The following is a 20170-nucleotide window of genomic DNA, read 5'->3' on the forward strand; positions in this document are numbered from 1 at the left end:
CAACTGAAAGTGAAGCAGATTAAGGGTGAAAAAGGTATTAGGACTGTTGTCTGAAACCTGTTATCTGACGTCTGTGCGAAAGCACTTGAGGTTGTATAGTTAAGTGACTAAGCGTACACGGTGGATGCCTAGGCAATCAGAGGCGAAGAAGGACGTGCTAATCTGCGAAAAGTTTGGATGAGTCGATAAGAGGCGTTTAATCCAAAATATCCGAATGGGGAAACCCAGTAGATGAAGAATCTACTATTGTTAACTGAATACATAGGTTAACAAGGCAAACCGGGAGAACTGAAACATCTAAGTACCCCGAGGAAAAGAAATCAACCGAGATTCTGTGAGTAGCGGCGAGCGAAAGCGGAGCAGCCGTTAGTGATAATCAGTGAGTTAGAAGAATGGACTGGGAAGTCCAGCGACACAGGGTGATAGCCCCGTATTTAAAAATACACTGATGGTACTAAGCTAACAACAAGTAGGGCGGAACACGAGAAATTCTGTCTGAAAATAGGGGGACCATCCTCTAAGGCTAAATACTCCTGATTGACCGATAGTGAACCAGTACTGTGAAGGAAAGGCGAAAAGAACCCCAGCGAGGGGAGTGAAATAGAACCTGAAACCGTGTACGTACAAGCAGTGGGAGCCGTAAGGTGACTGCGTACCTTTTGTATAATGGGTCAGCGACTTATATTTTGTAGCGAGGTTAACTGAATAAGGGAGCCGAAGGGAAACCGAGTCTTAACTGGGCGACTAGTTGCAAGGTATAGACCCGAAACCCGGTGATCTAGCCATGGGCAGGTTGAAGATTGGGTAACACTAATTGGAGGACCGAACCGACTAATGTTGAAAAATTAGCGGATGACTTGTGGCTGGGGGTGAAAGGCCAATCAAACCGGGAGATAGCTGGTTCTCCCCGAAATCTATTTAGGTAGAGCCTTGAGCGAACACCTTCGGGGGTAGAGCACTGTTTCGGCTAGGGGTCCATCCCGGATTACCAACCCGATGCAAACTGCGAATACCGAAGAGTGATACTCAGGAGACACACGGTGGGTGCTAACGTCCATCGTGAAGAGGGAAACAACCCAGACCGCCAGCTAAGGTCCCAAAGTCTATATTAAGTGGGAAACGAAGTGGGAAGGCTTAGACAGCTAGGATGTTGGCTTAGAAGCAGCCACCATTTAAAGAAAGCGTAATAGCTCACTAGTCGAGTCGGCCTGCGCGGAAGATGTAACGGGGCTAAAATATAGCACCGAAGCTGCGGCATCAGGCGTATCACTAATACGCCTTACGATTAACAACTTGCGAAGCAAGTTGGTAATGCAACCCCAAACGTCGAGTTCGCAACAATTCGGAGAGGGGAAGTTGAGGAATATTAGTGATACGCCTGTTGGGTAGGGGAGCGTTGTGTAAGCGGAAGAAGGTGAGTCGAGAGGCTTGCTGGACGTATCACAAGTGCGAATGCTGACATAAGTAACGATAAAACGAGTGAAAAACTCGTTCGCCGGAAGACCAAGGGTTCCTGTCCAACGTTAATCGGGGCAGGGTGAGTCGGCCCCTAAGGCGAGGCTGAAAAGCGTAGTCGATGGGAAACGGGTTAATATTCCCGTACTTGGATAAATTGCGATGTGGGGACGGAGAAGGTTAGGCAAGCAGCCTATTGGATGGCTGTTTAAGCGTGTAGGTGGGGGATTTAGGCAAATCCGAATCCCCATTCAACACTAAGGCGTGATGACGAGCTCCTAAGGGAGCGAAGTTGTTGATACCACACTTCCAGGAAAAGCCACTAAGCTTCAGGTTTATCTAAACCGTACTGAAAACCGACACAGGTGGTCAGGTAGAGAATACTCAGGCGCTTGAGAGAACTCGGGTGAAGGAACTAGGCAAAATAGCACCGTAACTTCGGGAGAAGGTGCGCCGGCGTAGATTGTAGTCTTTTACAGATGAAGGTTGAACCGGTCGAAGATACCAGCTGGCTGCAACTGTTTATTAAAAACACAGCACTCTGCAAACACGAAAGTGGACGTATAGGGTGTGATGCCTGCCCGGTGCTGGAAGGTTAATTGATGGTGTTATCGAAAGAGAAGCACCTGATCGAAGCCCCAGTAAACGGCGGCCGTAACTATAACGGTCCTAAGGTAGCGAAATTCCTTGTCGGGTAAGTTCCGACCTGCACGAATGGCATAATGATGGCCAGGCTGTCTCCACCCGAGACTCAGTGAAATTGAAATCGCCGTGAAGATGCGGTGTACCCGCGGCTAGACGGAAAGACCCCGTGAACCTTTACTATAGCTTGACACTGAACCTTGAATTTTGATGTGTAGGATAGGTGGGAGTCAGAGAAACTTAAACGCCAGTTTGAGTGGAGACGACCTTGAAATACCACCCTTTAACGTTTGATGTTCTAACGAAATATCTGGAACGGGTATTCGGACAGTGTCTGGTGGGTAGTTTGACTGGGGCGGTCTCCTCCCAAAGAGTAACGGAGGAGCACGAAGGTTTGCTAATGACGGTCGGACATCGTCAGGTTAGTGCAATGGTAAAAGCAAGCTTAACTGCGAGACGGACAAGTCGAGCAGGTACGAAAGTAGGTCATAGTGATCCGGTGGTTCTGAATGGAAGGGCCATCGCTCAACGGATAAAAGGTACTCCGGGGATAACAGGCTGATACCGCCCAAGAGTTCATATCGACGGCGGTGTTTGGCACCTCGATGTCGGCTCATCACATCCTGGGGCTGAAGTAGGTCCCAAGGGTATGGCTGTTCGCCATTTAAAGTGGTACGCGAGCTGGGTTTAGAACGTCGTGAGACAGTTCGGTCCCTATCTGCCGTGGGCGTTGGAGAATTGGTTGGGGCTGCTCCTAGTACGAGAGGACCGGAGTGGACGCATCCCTGGTGTTCCAGTTGTTTCGCCAGAAGCATTGCTGGGTAGCTACATGCGGAAGAGATAAGTGCTGAAAGCATCTAAGCACGAAACTTGCCAAGAGATGAGTTCTCCCACACAGAAGTGTGTAAGGGTTGTTTAAGACGAAAACGTAGATAGGCTGGATGTGTAAGTGATGTGAGTCATTGAGCTAACCAGTACTAATTGCCCGAGAGGCTTAACTATACAACGCTCAAGTGGTTTTGATTCAGAAGACAGATGTCAGAAGACAGAAGACAGTTGAAGAGCGTGAAAGTAACGAACAGACAAAAAAGAAAATCGAACAGACAGCTTGTTTCAAATTTAAAGAACAAAATACAAAAAGGAAAGAATTAAGTAGGATACAGGATAACACACGGTACAGCCGTCTGAAACCTGTTTTATCTGAACCCTGATTTCCTGATGGTCATAATGCAGTAGTGCCACCTGACTCCATGCCGAACTCAGAAGTGAAATGCTGTGATGCCGATGGTAGTGTTGGGAATCCCAATGTGAGAGTAGGTCGCCATCAGGGCTTTATTACAATAACGAACCCCAGTTACGTGAGTAGCTGGGGTTTTAATCATTTGTATTAATATTAATCGTTATTTTACCTAAAATTTGCTACACTAAATCCAACGCTGATTTTACCTAGGATTTTCTATGCAACTTACTGATCAACTTCTTCAATCTGTACTACATATTGCTAATGAAGCAGGTAAAATCTTAGAAAGTTTCTATCTAAAATCTGAATCTATTGAAATTCATACAAAATCAGATAATACCCCCGTGACAGAAGTTGATTTAGCCATTAGTCAATTTTTAATTCAAAAACTCGCCACACTTACTCCTGATATTCCAATACTTTCCGAAGAAAATTGTAATATTCCACTTTCTGAACGGCAATCATGGGAAACTTATTGGCTTATTGATCCCTTAGATGGCACGCAACGATTTATTGAGCGAACAGGGCAGTTTTCCATTTTAATTGCCTTAATTCATCAAAATCGTCCAATTTTAGGGATTATCCATGCTCCGATCTTACAAAAAACCTATTATGCAATGCAGGGATTTGGGGCGTATAAATTGGAAGATAATCATCATCAACGCCTAACCGCTCGTCATATTGATACGACTCAACCGCTTAAAATTGCGGTGGGTTCAGAAAACCATAAGCAAAAAGTGCGGTGTATTTTGCCTGAGAATTTTCCTTGTGAGTTTCTCGTATATGGTTCTAGTGGCTTAAAAGGGGGCTTGGTGGCAGATGGTACAGCGGATTGTTATGTGCGTTTAGGTGATACTGGTGAATGGGATACGGCAGCAGCTGAAATTTTACTCAGTGAGTTAAATGGAAATATTTTCGAACCGCATTTTTTACCTTTAACTTATAATCAACGAGAAACCTTTATTAATCCTCATTTTGTGATGACAGCAGATCGTGAAGTAAATTGGCAAAAAATCTTTTGCTTTAATTAGTAATAGCTATTTGAAAATTCTATGTGAATGGTGCATAGTATAGGGATAGTTTATCGTTTTACTAGGATATAATAATATGAATGCAGAAAATAATTGTATTGTGATTTTTGGTGCGTCAGGTGATTTGACTCATCGTAAATTAATTCCAGCCCTTTATAACCTCTATAAAATCGGGCGTTTAACGGAGAACTTTTCTGTGCTGGGCGTTGCTCGTTCAGATTTAAATGATGAAAGTTTTCGTGATAAAATGCGTAAAGCATTGATTAAACATGAGAAAGCAACAGGTGAGAGTTTAGATAATTTCTGCTCACATTTGTATTACCAATCTGTGAATACGTCTGATGCACAAGATTATGGTAAGTTAGTGCCACGTCTTGATGAATTACACGATAAGTACCAAACCTGTGGTAACACGCTTTATTACCTTTCTACCCCCCCAAGCCTTTATGGCGTGATTCCTGAATGTTTAGCTGCTCACGGCTTGAATACCGAAGAATACGGCTGGAAACGCATTATCGTGGAAAAACCCTTTGGCTATGATTTGAAAACTGCTCACGAATTAGATATTCAGATTCACCGTTTTTTTGAAGAACATCAAATTTACCGTATTGACCATTATTTGGGCAAAGAAACCGTGCAGAACTTACTCGTGCTACGTTTTTCTAACGGCTTATTTGAACCCCTTTGGAGCCGTAATTTTATTGATTATGTGGAAATCACGGGGGCGGAATCTATTGGTGTAGAAGAACGAGGTGGTTATTATGACGGTTCGGGTGCCATGCGTGATATGTTCCAAAACCATTTATTGCAAGTATTGGCAATGGTTGCTATGGAACCGCCAGCAATTATTAATGCTAATTCTATGCGTGATGAAGTGGCGAAAGTATTGCATTGTTTACACCCATTAAATGAAGATGATCTGCAAAATAATTTGGTGTTAGGACAATATACCGAAGCCCAAATTGACGGTGAGCAGGTCAAGGGTTACTTACAAGAAAAGGGCGTACCAGAAGACTCGAATACCGAAACCTTTATGGCGTTACGCTGTAAAATTGATAACTGGCGTTGGGCGGGGGTACCATTTTATGTTCGCACAGGTAAGCGTTTACCAGCACGAGTTACCGAAGTAGTGATTCACTTTAAAACCACGCCACACCCAGTATTTAGTCAAAATGCACCAGAGAATAAATTGATTGTTCGTATTCAGCCTGACGAGGGAATTTCAATGCGTTTTGGTTTGAAAAAACCAGGGGCAGGGTTTGATGCGAAAGAAGTATCAATGGATTTCCGTTATTCCGATTTAAGCGGATCATCCAGCCTGTTAACGGCGTATGAACGCTTATTACTTGATGCGATTAAAGGCGATGCCACCTTGTTTGCCCGTACCGATGCCGTACACGCTTGCTGGAAATTTGTGCAGCCGATTCTTAATTATAAAGAAAATCGTGGTCGTGTATATGAGTATGAAGCTGGCACTTGGGGACCGAAAGAGGCAGATAAACTTATCGCTAAATCGGGACGAGTATGGCGTAAACCGAGCGGTCAGATGAAGAAAAAAATCTAGGGGAATGTGGAATGAAGACAATTATTTTTGATACGGCACAACAAGCGGTGGAAAACATTGCCGAGCAGTTTTTGCAATTAAGTCAACAGGATAAGCCTGTGCATATTTCCTTATCGGGTGGTAGCACGCCAAAATTGCTGTTTAAAACATTAGCTCAAGCTCCATTTAATACCGAAGTGCGGTGGAAAAATTTGCATTTTTGGTGGGGTGACGACCGTATGGTGCCGCCGAGCGATCCCGAAAGCAATTACGGCGAAGTGCAAAAATTGCTATTCGATCATATTCAAATTCCAGCGGAAAACATTCATCGTATTAGGGGCGAAAATGATCCACAAGCGGAACTCGCTCGTTTTGAGCAAGAAATTCAAGCCAACATTCCCAACGGTGAATTTGATTGGATTATTTTAGGCATGGGCAATGACGGACACACGGCATCCTTATTCCCCCATCAAACGAATTTCAATGATCCGAATTTGGCGGTGATTGCCAAACACCCTGAAAGTGGGCAATTACGAATTTCTAAAACGGCGAAATTGTTGAGCCAAGCGAAACGTATTAGCTATTTAGTCACAGGCGAAGCCAAAGCGGACATTCTCAAAGAAATTGCTACGCACTCCGCCGACCAACTGCCTTATCCTGCGGCGAAAATTCAAAGTTCCAATGGAGTAACGGAGTGGATTTTGGATCGTGGAGCAGCAAAATTGCTGTAATCATTAAGGATTAACAGAATGAAAACACTCGGTATTATCGGCGGAATGAGTCCTGAAAGTACAATAACCTACTATCAGCAAATTAATCGTCTAGTGAATCAAAAGCTAGGTGGAAATCATTCTGCTCCGCTGTTAATGGTGAGTGTAGAATTTGAGCGAATTGTACAATGCCAAAAATCAGGTGATTGGCAAAAAGCAGGGGAAATTTTAGCTCAATCAGGACAAAAATTGGAGCAGATGGGAGCAGATGCTGTTTTATTGGCAACCAACACAATGCACAAAGTTGCTCCCCAAATTATTGAGCAAATTAATGTCCCGTTTTTGCATATTTTAGATGCGACTGCCAATGCGATTAAGACAAAAGGCTTATCTAAGATTGCGGTATTAGGTACAGCTTTTACGATGCAAGATGAATTTTATCGTAATGGATTAACCCAGCGTGGCATAGAAATGCTGGTACCTGATGCAAAAAATCAGCAAGAAATTCACCGCATTATTTTTGAAGAATTATGCGTAGGGAAAATTCTGCCAACATCAAAACAATTTTATTTGCAGACCATTGCAGAACTCGCTCAACAAGGAGCAGAAGGGGTAATTTTGGGTTGTACTGAAATTGGCTTATTGGTTCAGCAAAATGATACAGCATTGACGTTATTTGATACTGCACAGTTACATAGTGAAATGGCAGTGGAATTTATTTTAAACTAACTTCGACATAGGAGAAAAAAATGTCAGTTAAAGGCGACATCGGCGTTATTGGTTTAGCGGTAATGGGACAAAATTTGATTTTAAATATGAACGACAACGGCTTTAAAGTAGTGGCGTATAACCGTACCACCAGCAAAGTTGACGAGTTCTTACAAGGTGCAGCGAAAGGTACTAACATTATCGGGGCGTATTCACTTGAAGATTTAGCCGCCAAATTAGAAAAACCACGCAAAGTAATGTTAATGGTGCGTGCGGGCGATGTAGTGGATCAATTTATTGATGCCTTATTACCGCACTTAGAGCAAGGTGATATTATCATTGATGGCGGTAACTCAAATTACCCTGATACCAACCGCCGAGTGAAAGCCTTGAGTGAGAAAGGGATTCGCTTTATTGGTTCCGGTGTATCGGGCGGTGAAGAAGGGGCAAGACACGGACCATCTATTATGCCAGGTGGTAACGCTGAAGCGTGGCAATATGTGAAACCGATTTTCCAAGCGATTTCAGCGAAGACTGACAAAGGCGAGCCTTGCTGTGATTGGGTGGGAAAAGACGGTTCAGGTCATTTCGTGAAAATGGTACATAACGGTATTGAATACGGTGATATGCAGTTGATTTGTGAAGCCTACCAATTCTTAAAAGACGGTTTGGGCTTAAATCACGAAGAAATGCAGGCGATTTTTGCCGAGTGGAAAAAAACCGAATTAGATAGCTATCTCATTGATATTACCACCGATATTCTCGGTTACAAAGATACAGACGGTTCGCCATTAGTGGAGAAAATCTTAGATACCGCAGGACAAAAAGGTACGGGTAAATGGACGGGGATTAATGCCCTTGATTTCGGTATTCCATTAACCTTAATCACCGAATCTGTGTTTGCTCGTTGTGTATCTTCTTTCAAAGATCAACGTGTTGCCACGTCAAAATTATTCAACAAGACCATCACGCAAGTCACAGGCGATAAAAAAGTATGGATTGAAGCGGTTCGCCGTGCCTTACTGGCATCAAAAATCATCTCTTACGCACAAGGCTTTATGCTGATTCGTGAAGCATCCGAGAATTTTGAGTGGAATATTAATTACGGTGCAACAGCGTTATTATGGCGTGAGGGCTGCATTATCCGTAGCCGTTTCTTAGGCAATATCCGTGATGCCTATGAAACCAATCCTGATTTAGTGTTCTTAGGTGCTGACCCGTATTTCAAAGGCATCTTAGAAAATTGTTTGAGCGACTGGCGTAAAGTGGTGGCAAAATCTATTGAAGTGGGGATTCCAATGCCTTGTATGGCAAGTGCAATTACTTTCTTAGATGGTTATACGTCCGCCAACTTACCAGCGAACTTGCTACAAGCCCAACGTGACTATTTCGGCGCACATACTTATGAGCGTACTGACAAACCACGTGGCGAGCATTTCCATACTAACTGGACAGGGCGTGGTGGCAATACAGCATCGACCACTTATGACGTTTAATCTAAATAGGGAACTATTTGTCTATTTTGTATTTAGTTGTTATATAAACAAAAAGTGCGGTATTTTTGATCTGCACCCCAAAAGTTGGACTAACCTCCAACCCAATAAGGTGCAGATTTTTATGACTAAATACAACCAAACATTCAAACAACAAGTCGTGGATTTTTATTTCACAAATCACGAAAGTTTATCTATAACATGCAAACATTTTGACCTGCCCAATGAGACAGCTAGACGTTGGATTGTGCAATTTAAGCACTCAGGCAGTAGTGGATTAGCTGTTCGACATAGCAAACAAAAGTATTCTCCAGAGTTCAAATTTAACGTTGTTCAAAGCGTACTTTTAGGTCAATTTTCGGGTCGTGGTGCAGCGTTACATTTTGGCTTAAGTAGCTCGGGCATGATTAGTCAATGGTTGAAAACCTTTGAAAAACAAGGTATAAAAGGCTTATTACCTAAACCAAAGGGTCGCCAAACGATGAAGCCAAAATATCCTAAAATGCCCCCAAAACCCAAGAATCGGCTAGAAGAACTCGAGCTTGAAAATCTGAGATTGAGAGCGGAGAACGACTTTCTAAAAAAGTTGGACGAGATTATCAAACGAGAAGACAGGAAACGGCAGAAGCCGTCCAAGCCTTAAGATTACGCTATCCGTTAGCTTTGTTGCTCGAAATTGCGGGACTTTCTCGTAGTGTATTTTTCTATCATATCAAGCCTAAAACGGATAAAGATGAAGCACTTAGAGCAGAAATCAGGAAGATAAAAGCAAAGCACCCTGAATATGGCTATCGCCGTGTTGCAGCAGAGTTGAAAGGGGTCAATCACAAGAAAATTCAACGACTTATGCGAGAAATGGGCTTGCAGGTGAAAAGCAAAAAATGTCGAAAATATAATGCCTATCATGGTGAAGTGGGCAGAATTGCCGAAAATAGGCTTAAACGTGATTTTACTGCCAGCAAACCGAATGAAAAATGGCTCACGGATATTACGGAGTTCAAGGCAGAAGATGGTAATAAACTCTATTTTTCGCCGATTTTAGACACATTTAACAACGAGCTAATCGCACATCACACTAGCACCAGTCCAAACTGGGCATTGGTGGAAACGATGTTGCAAAACGCATTGAAAAAGCGTGCTAAGGGAGAAAAAACGGTGTTGCATTCAGACCAAGGTTGGCACTATCAAATGCGAGCTTATCAACATATATTACGAGAAAATGGCATTGAACAGAGTATGTCCCGTAAGGGAAATTGCTTGGATAATGCTGCAATGGAGAGTTTTTTCGGGCGAATGAAAACGGAGCGTTTTTATGGGAAATCCTTTAAAACCGTTGATGAGATTAAAATCATGATTGATGAGTATGTTCGCTATTACAATGAAGAACGTATTCAGTTAAAATTAAAAGGACTGAGTCCGATACAATATCGTCGTCAGTCCTTGATGTAAGCGTCTAACTTTTTGGGGTCAGATCATTTCTACCGCACTTTTCACATTCATTTCAATTATGCTTGAGATGAAATACGTTTCATATCTGTCATATAACCACGTAGCTCTTGACCGATTAATTCAATCGGGTGATTGCGAATCGCATCATTCACATCACGTAATAACACGTTATCAATTTCAACCGTTGGTGCAGGTTCACCTAGGTCGCCTTTTTGTAAGGTTGGAATCACTTTTTCTGCCAGAATTGGTGTGGCTACGTGGGAGAATAGATAGTTACCATATTCTGCGGTATCAGAAATTACCACGTTCATTTCATATAAACGTTTACGAGCAATGGTGTTGGCAATTAATGGTAATTCGTGTAAAGATTCGTAGTAAGCGGATTCTTCATAAATACCACTTGCCACCATGGTGTCAAACGCCAATTCTACACCCGCTTTCACCATCGCTACCATTAACACGCCGTGATCAAAGTATTCTTGTTCAGAAATTTTGATGTTGTCGCCTTTTGGTGAATTTTCAAAAGCCGTTTTGCCTGTGGCTTCACGCCATTTTAATAGGTTCACATCATCGTTCGCCCAGTCTGCCATCATGGTTGATGAGAATTCGCCACTAATAATATCGTCCATGTGTTTTTCGAATAAGAACGCTAATTCCTCCTTGATTTGTTCAGATAATTCAAAAGCACGCAATTTGGCACTGTTAGATAAGCGATCTAACATGAGCGTAATGCCACCTTGTTTTAACGCTTCAGTAATCGTTTCCCAACCGTATTGAATTAATTTACCTGCATAAGCTGGGTCTTTGCCGTCAGCCACTAATTTGTCGTAGCAGACGATAGATCCTGCTTGTAACATACCGCAAAGAATGGTTTGTTCACCCATTAAGTCAGATTTTACTTCAGCCACGAATGAAGATTCTAATACACCTGCACGGTCGCCCCCTGTGGCACTTGCCCATGCTTTAGCGATTGCCATGCCTTCACCTTTCGGATCATTTTCAGGGTGAACAGCGATTAAGGTTGGCACGCCGAAACCACGTTTATATTCTTCACGGACTTCCGTACCAGGGCATTTTGGTGCGACCATCACCACCGTAATGTCTTTGCGAATTTGCTCGCCCACTTCAACGATGTTAAAACCATGAGAATAACCAAATGCCGCCCCATTTTTGATTAACGGCATGACATCTGCCACCACTTTTGAGTGTTGTTTGTCTGGGGTTAAGTTGATGACTAAATCCGCAGTTGGAATGAGTTCTTGGTAAGTGCCAACTTTAAAGCCGTTTTCTGATGCACGTTGGAATGAAGCACGTTTTTCTGCAATCGCTTCTGGACGTAACGCATAGCTCACATCTAAGCCAGAATCACGCATATTTAAACCTTGGTTTAAACCTTGCGCACCACAACCGATAATCACCACTTTTTTGCCTTTTAAGAAGTTGCAACCATCGGCAAATTCATCACGATCCATAAAGCGGCAACGACCGAGTTGATCGAGTTTTTGACGTAAATTTAATGTATTGAAATAGTTAGACATTTTTGTTTTCCTTGTGAATAAATTAAGGTTTTGTTTGGATATGGTTATTATAGGCTTTTTTTATGTTGCGTAAATTGATATTATTGGTATTTGGTATTGCGGTTTTTGCAATGGTTTTCGCCCCATGGGCGACCGTACTTTCTTTTACTTGTGTAAAAGAAAGTAGGCAAAGAAAAGCACACCCCGACTTCACCGCTTTTCTTTGCTCGTTTGGCATTTTCTTTACGCTAAATTTTGAACTCGCTTCGCTCAGACATGCAAAATTTAGCTAAAAATGCCAAGTCGCAAAGGCGGTTCAGACGGGGCTCCAAGTTTTGACCGAGCGTAAATAAAAGTGCGGTGAAAAATTTGAGAATTCCTAGCACTGGCGTACTAGGTTAAATATGGTAACGCTACTCCGTAGCTTGCACAGCATTTTATTACTTCACCAATGGGGTCCCCATGTTTGCCGCCTGAAAATACTTTAATTTGTAGGAAAATGGCGTCTGTCTGAGCGAAGCGAGTTCAGCCATTTTCCGTTAAGCAAATTAAAGTATTTTCAGGAAATAAGGCAAAGTTGGGGCGTGCTTTCTTTTTGCTTACTTTTGCTTTGCACGAGCAAAGAAAAAGTAAGTCGCCATCGGCGAAACCCGATTGTAATAAAATCATAATTTAAGAGAAAAACTATGAACTTCACCGACCTAAAAATCTTCCTCCACCTCACCCAAACGCAAAACTTCAGCAAAACTGCTACCCAAAATCACATGTCCCCCTCGACACTTTCACGTCAAATTCAACGCATGGAAGAAGAAATTGGACAACCCTTATTTTTACGCGATAATCGTCAAGTTATTCTCACCGAAACGGGTACCAAATTTCTTGTATTTGCTCAACAGCATTGGAATAATTGGCAACAGTTCCGTCAGCAACTACAATCAGATTCGCAAGAGTTATATGGCGAGTTGAAATTGTTCTGTTCTGTTACGGCGGCTTATTCTCATTTACCACCAGTGCTGGAAAAATTCCGTTCTCGTTATCCTAAAGTGGAAATTCAATTAACCACAGGCGATCCTGCACTTGCAGTGAAAATGGTGGTGGAGCAACAGGCAGATTTGGCTTTGGCTGGTCGTCCGTTAAATTTGCCTCATTCTATAGAATTCCAACACATTGACAATATTTCGCTTTCTTTAATTGCCCCTAGAGTGGCTTGTTCAGCTACCCAATTATTGCAACAAGATCCTGTTGATTGGCAACAGATTCCTTTTATTCTTCCAGTTGAAGGACCTGCTCGCCAACGTATCGATCAGTGGTTACAGCAAAAGAAAATTAAACATCCCAAAATTTATGCGACAGTAAGTGGTCATGAAGGGATCATGTCAATGGTGGCATTAGGTTGTGGATTGGCATTACTACCTGATGTGGTGATTAAAAATAGCCCTATGAATACACAGGTGTCATCATTAAATTTAGATATTCCGATAGAACCCTTTGAATTAGGCATTTGTGTACAAAAAAGATCGTTGGCATCACCTTTAGTGAAAGCCTTTTGGTCTATTTTATAAAGAAAAAAGTGCGGTGAAAAATATGATCTGACCCCAAAAAGTTAGACGCTTACATCAAGGACTGACGACGATATTGTATCGGACTCAGTCCTTTTAATTTTAACTGAATACGTTCTTCATTGTAATAGCGAACATACTCATCAATCATGATTTTAATCTCATCAACGGTTTTAAAGGATTTCCCATAAAAACGCTCCGTTTTCATTCGCCCGAAAAAACTCTCCATTGCAGCATTATCCAAGCAATTTCCCTTACGGGACATACTCTGTTCAATGCCATTTTCTCGTAATATATGTTGATAAGCTCGCATTTGATAGTGCCAACCTTGGTCTGAATGCAACACCGTTTTTTCTCCCTTAGCACGCTTTTTCAATGCGTTTTGCAACATCGTTTCCACCAATGCCCAGTTTGGACTGGTGCTAGTGTGATGTGCGATTAGCTCGTTGTTAAATGTGTCTAAAATCGGCGAAAAATAGAGTTTATTACCATCTTCTGCCTTGAACTCCGTAATATCCGTGAGCCATTTTTCATTCGGTTTGCTGGCAGTAAAATCACGTTTAAGCCTATTTTCGGCAATTCTGCCCACTTCACCATGATAGGCATTATATTTTCGACATTTTTTGCTTTTCACCTGCAAGCCCATTTCTCGCATAAGTCGTTGAATTTTCTTGTGATTGACCCCTTTCAACTCTGCTGCAACACGGCGATAGCCATATTCAGGGTGCTTTGCTTTTATCTTCCTGATTTCTGCTCTAAGTGCTTCATCTTTATCCGTTTTAGGCTTGATATGATAGAAAAATACACTACGAGAAAGTCCCGCAATTTCGAGCAACAAAGCTAACGGATAGCGTAATCTTAAGGCTTGGACGGCTTCTGCCGTTTCCTGTCTTCTCGTTTGATAATCTCGTCCAACTTTTTTAGAAAGTCGTTCTCCGCTCTCAATCTCAGATTTTCAAGCTCGAGTTCTTCTAGCCGATTCTTGGGTTTTGGGGGCATTTTAGGATATTTTGGCTTCATCGTTTGGCGACCCTTTGGTTTAGGTAATAAGCCTTTTATACCTTGTTTTTCAAAGGTTTTCAACCATTGACTAATCATGCCCGAGCTACTTAAGCCAAAATGTAACGCTGCACCACGACCCGAAAATTGACCTAAAAGTACGCTTTGAACAACGTTAAATTTGAACTCTGGAGAATACTTTTGTTTGCTATGTCGAACAGCTAATCCACTACTGCCTGAGTGCTTAAATTGCACAATCCAACGTCTAGCTGTCTCATTGGGCAGGTCAAAATGTTTGCATGTTATAGATAAACTTTCGTGATTTGTGAAATAAAAATCCACGACTTGTTGTTTGAATGTTTGGTTGTATTTAGTCATAAAAATCTGCACCTTATTGGGTTGGAGGTTAGTCCAACTTTTGGGGTGCAGATCAATATTATATTTTTCACCGCACTTTTTCATTTATCAACCTATTGTTTTGCTTTTTTAGCGGTAGCTTTTTTGGTTTTAGACAATGTCAATTTTACTTTATTGGCTTTTGCCCAGTCTTTTAAGCGAGTTAAAAATTCTTTACCCATTGGGCTAGGATCACCCGTAAATAATTTTTGTAAGCCATTATTTTCAATAATATGACGGCGTAATTCTAAACGTTCTTGATGATTTTCAGCCAGACGAATAGCACGTTCAATATATTCATCAACTGTATTGGCAATTAACCATTCAGGTAAGCCTAAACGTTTAAATAAGCCCTCATCAATATGTTCATGTACTTCAGGACCTGTTTTACAAATACCGACTAGACCTAAAGTGACCATGTCGATAATGCCGTTCGTATTGCCAAATGGGAATGGGTTCACCGTCATATCGCAATTATGCAAAATGCTGAGATATTGATGATATGGTGTGTGTTCGTAGGCAGTTGCAGAATCGCCCAAATAGCTTTTAATAAAACGTGCTACGTAAGGATGAGTAATGCCACTTGACTGTCCTAGTGCAAAGTGAAAATGTAGTTTAACTTTAGCTCGATCACGAATGGCTTTTAATGCTTCAAGGAAATAGGGATTTAATTTCATTGTCGTTGAAGCGATACCAATATTCACCACTTCTGGATTTTCACGTAATTTATATTCAACTCTTTCAGGTGCTAAAGCAGAGGGGACATAAGGTAAGGCATCTTTTGGTAAACGTAACAATTTTTCGCTAAAGCATTGTTCTGAACCTACATAGTCATCTTCCACTACAACATATTCAATAAAAGGCGAGTGAGTGGTCGCTGGGTGTCCCAGAGCGATAGCTTGAATTGGTGCAAGACGAGTACTGCTGACAAAAATAGGTAATAAATCCATACCAATACTTGGCATATATAACACCGCAGCACCATTATCTTGACAGACTTGTTTGAGAAAATTGAGTTTCTCAAAAATATTGTTGCCTTGTACGATATGGAACTCATCAAAGACATCTTGCCCTAGCTGATCCACTGCCTCATTTCCAACCCCAATAAGGTAAAATAATTCACGAGCGGCACGCATTGAGGTAGAGTGTGTGCGGTAAATAGAGTGAGCGGAATGGAAATGTTCAAGTAACACAACCATTACAGGTTTGCCATCTCGATAACCAATGTTACTGACATCACGATCTTGCCAACCGCCTTCTAATAAATGCTTACGTATCACTTTATTTAAGGCATTTTTAACCCAATGCTTGTTAGCCGCAATGTCATAACTACAGTGCATATAAACATCGTGTGAAATGCTACTCGGTAAATTGTTCAAATTGGGTAATTGAGCTAAATGTTCAGGGAACCATTGTAATATGGTGCCACGTTTGCTAAATGCTGCGGGTGTTCCGATAAAACGTGGAGATTGTAAGGCAAAGCAAAGTGATGCACATAAATCACGATCAAGTTGCCATAAAGCATCTAGGTTAACCGTTAAATTTGATTCTGGTAAATACATTATACAGAATTTAATCCAACTGGCTTTTTTGGCTTCTAATTGTATATTGGAAGAAGATTTATCAGGATTTAGGTTATAGCTTTGCAAAATATGATCTGCATTGATATAGGGCGATGAGGCAAAAATTAGATTAATCCAACGTTGATAACAAAAAAACTTTAATGCACCTGAATCAGAAATCAGTAAGGCTTTATCAGTAAATAATTGGGTTATGGCATTTGCCATTCGAGTACAAAAATAGACAATGCGATCTTGTGCTAATTCATTTACTACTAACTGTTTTGGTAAACTAAATTCAATGTCTTGAATACCACCGAAATTACTATCTAATTTATTTAAAATTGCCAATAAGGTATTACAAGCAAGTTCATAATTTTTGGCATTAACCGCCTGTTCAAACTGTTCTACATTCGGTTGAATTTCTACTTTATTGTCTGTCATAAGATCTCCTTAACAAGTTCCCCATAAATCATATTCATCTGCGTGACTAATCGTTACTGAAATAATATCACCAATTTGCACCGCACTTTGGCTGACATTATCCACATAAACCACCCCGTCAATTTCAGGTGCATCAGCCATTGAGCGACCGATAATCCCGTCTTCATCTATTTCATCAACAATGACCGCTAATGTTTTCCCTATTTTTTGCTGTAATCGTTGGGCTGAAATTTGTTGCTGTAATTCCATAAAACGTTGGAATCGTTGTTCTTTTATTTCTTCTGGTACTTGATTTGGCATATCTGTTGCGGTTGCCCCATCTACAGGGCTAAATTTAAAGCAACCGACTCGATCAAGTTGAGCTTCTGTTAGAAAATCCAACAAGAGCTGAAAATCTTCTTCGGTTTCCCCTGGGAAACCCACAATAAAAGTAGAACGTAATGTCAATTCAGGGCAGACTTCACGCCATTTCTTGATACGTTCTAAAATACGCTCCACTGAACCAGGGCGTTTCATTAATTTAAGAATTTTTGGACTGGCATGTTGTAATGGAATATCCAAATACGGCAGAATTTTGCCCGCTGCCATTAAAGGAATTAATTCATCTACGTGCGGATAAGGATACACATAATGTAAACGCACCCACACTTTCAAACTGGCTAACATCTGGCAAAGCGTGATCAGATTATTTTTAATCGGCATGCCATTCCAGAATACGGTTTTATTTTGGTTCTCTTTGCTTTGATCGAGAGAATAAGCCGAAGTATCCTGTGACACTACCAACAATTCTTTTACCCCTGAATCCACTAAGCGTTTTGCTTCATCTAAAATTTGGGTAATTGGGCGGCTATCCAAATCACCTCGCATAGACGGAATAATACAGAAAGTACATTTATGATCGCAACCTTCAGAAATTTTCAAATACGCATAATGTTTCGGGGTGAGTTTCACGCCTTGACTTGGCACAAGGCTGATATAAGGATTATATTCAGGTTTTGGTACATATTTATGCACATTTTCCATCACCGCTTCATAGCTATGTGGTCCAGTAATTTCTAGCACTTTGGGGTGAACTTCACGAATTTTATCTTCTTTCGCCCCTAAGCAACCCGTTACTAACACGCGACCATTAGCTTCTAACGCTTCACCGATAGCTTCCAATGACTCTTGCACGGCACTATCAATAAATCCGCAGGTATTAACAATCACTAAATCAGCATTTTCATAAGTAGGGATAATATTGTAACCGTCAGTACGTAACTCGGTAAGAATTCGCTCGGAATCGACTAAATTTTTCGGACAACCAAGGCTAACAAAGCCAATATTGGGTGTTTTTGATGACATAGATAATCTTAAAATAGTGTAAAAAAATTTGGACGTATTGTACAAAAGTTTTAATTGAAAGGCGACAATATAAGCGTAAATATTTCGTAAAGTTTATGAATTTTTCGAAAAAAATACCGCACTTTGATAGCAAAGTACGGCATTTTTCTCAAATTAATGATGGTGATGACCACATCCACAACCATGACCTTCGTCATCGGAATCATGGTGATGACCACCACAACAACCGCCTTCTGAATGAATATGACCGTGGGCAATTTCTTCTAATGTCGCTTCACGGGTTGCCACCACTTCCACCGTGAAATGCAATTCTTGACCCGCTAACATGTGATTGCCGTCAACCACTACATCAGTTTCGCCCACTTCGGTAATCACGACGGGTAAAGGTCCCATATCCGTATCAGCAATAAAACGCATACCGACAGCTAATTCATCTACGCCTTGGAATACATCTTTTGGTACACGTTGCACCATATTTTCATTGTATTCGCCATAACCTTCTTCAGGTTTTACACGTACTTCAAATTTATCACCAACGTCTTTGCCCTCTAACGCATTTTCTAAACCGATCACTAAATTATTATGACCTTGTAAATAGTCTAATGGTTGATTTGCAGGTGCTTCATCCACTAATACACCGTCTTCGGTGCGTACTTGATAAGCAATGCTTACCACCACATTTTTTGCTACTTTCATTTTTTTCTCCAATCTAAAAAAGGGCTTTATTCTATAGTAAATAATAACAAATAGCTAATTATTCAATTAACTGAATTGCACCTATTGCTTGCACACTGATTTTGGTACGTCCAGTTTCTAGTGGCACAGCTTGATCTGCGGTCATTTTTACCGCATATAGCATTTTATCTTGATTATAACCCGAATCATTTTGAGCCTGTAAATATAACGACACAATACGATAATGCTTAAACGACAAAGATGTTTGAATTAGCTCTGCTTTTTGCTGAAATTTATGGAGAGCTTGTTGAGATAACACATCTTCCAATTTTTCTCTGGCTTCTGGTGATAACGTTGTATTAATGTTTTCAATCGACAACACATCCGATAGTTCATCCACTAATTGTGATAAAACCGCTTGATTCTGACTTTCTAAAACAAAATCCACTCGTTCTATCCAACCATTTTTCTGCCCTTTATCGTTGTAACGTAAATTTGTGCTTCGGTTGTGGTGCTTAATGACTACGGCGGATTGAGTTTTAATTTTGTTGATAGATTGATTTAATTTATCGGAAATCACTTGATGCAAAGTTTGTAAATTTGCATTTTCTTCTTGCAAAAAGAGTTTAACTTGCAACACATCAGCGGGTACTTCTTGCTCCGCCTGCACACTGAAATTCACAATATTACTATCGGATACCGCAGATTCATTCGCTATAGCCATAAAAGGCAAAGCGAATAAGGCAAACCATAAGATTTTATTCTTTATCATCTTCGTCAAATTCCTCATCAAAGAACTCACCGTCATCACCATATTCATCATCTGATCCATTCGGATCTTCAAAATAGGTTCCCCAACCGTCATAAATCCCACCATGTTTAGCAACCAACGGCACAATTTCTTTTTGTTGAGCATCAATAATTTCCGCTTTCAATTCCACTTCGGCAATAATATCAAAACAGAACAATAATTTACCGTTATCATCTTCCCATTCTTCTGCCTCCGACACTTCATAGCCTGCTTTGAACGCATCGACTGCAATTTTTTCTAATTTGTCAAAATTGTAGTGAGCAATGTGGTGTTCAATAATATAAAGTGCGTTCGGATCGCTACCGTCATTGAGTAAATTCGCAATAATTTCACGGGTTTTTGCTTGTGATTCTGCTTGGGGAGGGATGTTTGGTATGGTCATAATGTTTTCCTTATTGGGGATGAATGTTGAATTATTTTAGCATAGCCATAAGAACAAAGCCACGGCGTGGCGTGACTATGCTTAACCCCGTACGTCAGTGCGGGGAAATTAGACGAACCCTGCACTCGCATACAGGGTTCACCATAGTAACGATGCTCCGCATCTGGAATGAATTAAGCCACAGCGTGGCGTAACCATGCTTAACCCCGTACG

The 20170-nt window shown here is 41.2% G+C and carries 15 protein-coding genes and 2 rRNA genes; 9 read left to right on the top strand and 8 right to left on the bottom strand.

Annotated features, from left to right (window positions below; translation table 11 throughout):
* The first annotated feature begins 97 nt into the window (after positions 1-97).
* From O1Q80_RS02105 to O1Q80_RS02140, 8 genes are all read left to right on the top strand, one after another.
* Positions 98-3099: ribosomal RNA gene (locus tag O1Q80_RS02105) — 23S ribosomal RNA — on the top strand.
* Between the two features lie 212 nt (positions 3100-3311).
* Positions 3312-3427: ribosomal RNA gene (rrf, locus tag O1Q80_RS02110) — 5S ribosomal RNA — on the top strand.
* Positions 3428-3555: 128 nt separating this feature from the next.
* Complete coding sequence (gene cysQ / locus O1Q80_RS02115) at positions 3556-4368, top strand: 3'(2'),5'-bisphosphate nucleotidase CysQ (RefSeq protein ID WP_386695393.1); 813 nt, start codon at positions 3556-3558, stop codon at positions 4366-4368.
* Between the two features lie 76 nt (positions 4369-4444).
* Positions 4445-5932, top strand: a complete 1488-nt coding sequence (gene zwf / locus O1Q80_RS02120) for a glucose-6-phosphate dehydrogenase (RefSeq protein ID WP_386688586.1) — start codon at positions 4445-4447, stop codon at positions 5930-5932.
* Positions 5933-5943: 11 nt separating this feature from the next.
* Positions 5944-6642, top strand: a complete 699-nt coding sequence (pgl, locus tag O1Q80_RS02125; protein WP_386695395.1) for a 6-phosphogluconolactonase — start codon at positions 5944-5946, stop codon at positions 6640-6642.
* 18 nt (positions 6643-6660) lie between these two features.
* Positions 6661-7350 (top strand): aspartate/glutamate racemase family protein, encoded by a 690-nt coding sequence (locus O1Q80_RS02130; protein ID WP_386695397.1) that lies wholly within the window; start codon positions 6661-6663, stop codon positions 7348-7350.
* 20 nt (positions 7351-7370) lie between these two features.
* On the top strand, positions 7371-8825 hold the full coding sequence (gnd, locus tag O1Q80_RS02135; protein ID WP_386695399.1) for a decarboxylating NADP(+)-dependent phosphogluconate dehydrogenase: 1455 nt from the start codon (positions 7371-7373) through the stop codon (positions 8823-8825).
* Between the two features lie 121 nt (positions 8826-8946).
* Positions 8947-10271, top strand: a protein-coding gene (locus tag O1Q80_RS02140; protein ID WP_386695234.1) for an IS3 family transposase whose coding sequence is annotated in 2 segments (ribosomal slippage) — positions 8947-9421 and positions 9421-10271 — 1326 coding nt in all. Because the reading frame shifts where the segments join, the coding sequence is not laid out codon by codon here.
* Between the two features lie 56 nt (positions 10272-10327).
* Here O1Q80_RS02140 and ilvC read toward each other — a convergent pair.
* Both ilvC and O1Q80_RS02150 read right to left on the bottom strand, forming a co-directional pair.
* A complete protein-coding gene (ilvC, locus tag O1Q80_RS02145) occupies positions 10328-11809 on the bottom strand; it encodes a ketol-acid reductoisomerase (protein ID WP_386688578.1) in 1482 nt (493 codons plus the stop codon).
* A gap of 22 nt (positions 11810-11831) precedes the next feature.
* Positions 11832-12026: a hypothetical protein gene (locus O1Q80_RS02150; RefSeq protein WP_386695400.1), complete on the bottom strand. Its 195-nt coding sequence runs from the start codon at positions 12024-12026 to the stop codon at positions 11832-11834.
* 448 nt (positions 12027-12474) lie between these two features.
* Between O1Q80_RS02150 and ilvY the strand changes: the two genes are divergently transcribed.
* The gene (gene ilvY / locus O1Q80_RS02155; RefSeq protein WP_386688576.1) at positions 12475-13350 is read left to right on the top strand and encodes an HTH-type transcriptional activator IlvY; all 876 of its coding nucleotides are present in this window, start codon (positions 12475-12477) and stop codon (positions 13348-13350) included.
* 49 nt (positions 13351-13399) lie between these two features.
* Here ilvY and O1Q80_RS02160 read toward each other — a convergent pair.
* From O1Q80_RS02160 to rraB, 6 genes are all read right to left on the bottom strand, one after another.
* Positions 13400-14724 (bottom strand): IS3 family transposase gene (locus tag O1Q80_RS02160; RefSeq protein WP_386695234.1). Its coding sequence is split into 2 segments (ribosomal slippage): positions 13400-14250 and positions 14250-14724, totalling 1326 coding nucleotides; the frame shifts between segments, so codons are not numbered across the junction.
* Between the two features lie 92 nt (positions 14725-14816).
* A complete protein-coding gene (locus O1Q80_RS02165; RefSeq protein ID WP_386695402.1) occupies positions 14817-16745 on the bottom strand; it encodes an adhesin in 1929 nt (642 codons plus the stop codon).
* Positions 16746-16754: 9 nt separating this feature from the next.
* A complete protein-coding gene (rimO, locus tag O1Q80_RS02170) occupies positions 16755-18089 on the bottom strand; it encodes a 30S ribosomal protein S12 methylthiotransferase RimO (RefSeq protein WP_386695404.1) in 1335 nt (444 codons plus the stop codon).
* 153 nt (positions 18090-18242) lie between these two features.
* Entirely contained in the window at positions 18243-18785 is a 543-nt protein-coding gene (gene slyD, locus O1Q80_RS02175) for a peptidylprolyl isomerase (RefSeq protein WP_386688565.1), read from the bottom strand.
* A gap of 58 nt (positions 18786-18843) precedes the next feature.
* A complete protein-coding gene (locus O1Q80_RS02180) occupies positions 18844-19536 on the bottom strand; it encodes an SIMPL domain-containing protein (RefSeq protein WP_386695405.1) in 693 nt (230 codons plus the stop codon).
* On the bottom strand, positions 19523-19957 hold the full coding sequence (gene rraB, locus O1Q80_RS02185) for a ribonuclease E inhibitor RraB (RefSeq protein WP_386695407.1): 435 nt from the start codon (positions 19955-19957) through the stop codon (positions 19523-19525). Before rraB ends, O1Q80_RS02180 begins: the two co-directional genes overlap by 14 nt.
* Between the last annotated feature and the right edge of the window lie 213 nt (positions 19958-20170).

This window comes from Lonepinella sp. MS14435 (assembly GCF_042485795.1).
Classification (GTDB): Bacteria; Pseudomonadota; Gammaproteobacteria; order Enterobacterales; family Pasteurellaceae; genus Lonepinella.